The sequence below is a fragment of the Gilvimarinus sp. 1_MG-2023 genome (assembly GCF_030548285.1).
On sequence record NZ_JAUOSC010000659.1, the window covers coordinates 1 to 309 of the forward strand.

Below are 309 nucleotides of genomic sequence, written 5' to 3' on the forward strand. Positions count from 1 at the left end.
CTCCATAATGGTGTGCAAACGACGAGCCCCGATGTTCTCGGTGCTTTCGTTCACCTCGTAAGCGATCTCCGCCAGGCGCTTGATGGCGTCCGGGCGAAATTCAAGCTCCACGCCTTCGGTCTGCAACAAGGCACGGTATTGTTCCGTCAGCGAGGCGCTGGGTTCAGTCAGAATACGTTCGAAGTCGCCCGGCGTCAGCGCTTGTAATTCAACCCGGATTGGCAAACGTCCCTGTAGTTCCGGGATCAGATCTGACGGCTTGGCAACGTGGAAAGCACCGGAAGCCACAAACAGGATATGGTCAGTCTT

1 pseudogene is annotated in these 309 nt (G+C 56.3%); it reads right to left on the minus strand.

Going from position 1 to position 309, the window contains the following annotated elements:
* Positions 1 to 309: pseudogene (locus Q4563_RS18515) on the minus strand (AAA family ATPase); the annotation flags it as partial.